Origin of the sequence: Sphingobium psychrophilum, assembly GCF_012927105.1 — a bacterium.
Taxonomy (GTDB): Bacteria; Pseudomonadota; Alphaproteobacteria; order Sphingomonadales; family Sphingomonadaceae; genus Sphingobium; species Sphingobium psychrophilum.
Window position 1 is genome coordinate 1 of record NZ_JABBFV010000083.1, and the last position, 1,066, is coordinate 1,066.

At 57.5% G+C, this 1,066-nt stretch carries 1 protein-coding gene and 1 pseudogene; both read left to right on the top strand.

Features of this window, described 5'->3' with window-relative positions; translation table 11 throughout:
* Positions 1–447, top strand: a pseudogene (locus tag HHL08_RS25290) (hypothetical protein); the annotation flags it as partial.
* Positions 444–1,001, top strand: a complete 558-nt coding sequence (locus HHL08_RS25295) for a 3'-5' exonuclease (protein WP_169575590.1) — start codon at positions 444–446, stop codon at positions 999–1,001. The pseudogene HHL08_RS25290 and the gene HHL08_RS25295, both read left to right, overlap by 4 nt.
* The last annotated feature ends 65 nt before the right edge of the window (positions 1,002–1,066 follow it).

Below are 1,066 nucleotides of genomic sequence, written 5' to 3' on the forward strand. Positions count from 1 at the left end.
CCAAAAGCGTTCGCGGTCCGACTGCTTAATCCTGATCTCGACGATTATGAAGATGTGCAGACCTTTTTCGATCTGGTTGTAAAGCCGGTTATCGAGGATGAACTGGGCTATCGCCTGGTCGTCATCGACGGACGGCAAGCCTATGAGCATGCCCGCATCGATCAGGAGATATTCGCCAAGCTGCACCGCAGCAGCATCGTCCTGGCCGACATCACTGGAGCGCGGCCCAACTGCTTCCTGGAACTGGGCTATGCCCTTGGTCGCTGCCTGCCCACCATGGTCATGGTGCGTGAAGGTGCCAGCCTGCCGTTCGACATCACAACCTTCTCCGGTCTCCACTGGAAGGTCAGCGGTAGCGCAGAGGATCGCAAGCGTGCTTTTCGCGAGCATTGGAATGCGATCCGCAATCGTCCCTCTCTCGTGCCGACGGAGCCACTGATCTCATGAGCGACAAGCGCGAGATATTCGTATCGGTGGACGTGGAAACGGCGGGACCGATCCCCGGCGAATACAGCCTGCTTTCGATCGGCGCCTGCTCGGTCTTTGCACCGGAAGAGGCGTTTGCCTGTGAACTGAAGCCGGTCGGCGATAAGTTCGATCCCAAGGCTCTCGAAGTGACCGGGCTCTCGCTGGAGACGCTGGCGCAGACCGGGGATGATCCCCGCCTAGCCATGAAGAAATTCGCGCAATGGCTGGGTGATCTGGGCGGCGATGATGCGACCGTCATATTCGTCGGGTTCAACGCTCCCTTCGACTGGTCGTTTATCAATTACTATTTCCATCGCTTCCTCGGGGAGAACCCGTTCGGCTTCACTGCGCTCGATATCAAAGCGATGTATATGGGAGCTACGGGCTGTTCCTGGGCGGACACCCGGTCGAGCCGGATCGCGCAGAAAGTATCGCCGACCCTCACCGGCACCCACGATGCCTTGGCCGATGCTCGCTATCAGGCGGAGATATTCCGGTTGATCCAGGCAAAGCTTGTACTTCAAGGGAAATGAGATCCAAAGTTTGACCTGTACAAATGCGAAAGGGGCTTAAGTCATGCTTCTTGGCTGCGAGATTG

Coding starts and splice junctions, on each gene's coding strand:
- HHL08_RS25295 (WP_169575590.1), top strand. CDS start 444: ATGAGCGACAAGCGCGAGATATTCGTATCGGTGGACGTGGAAACGGCG.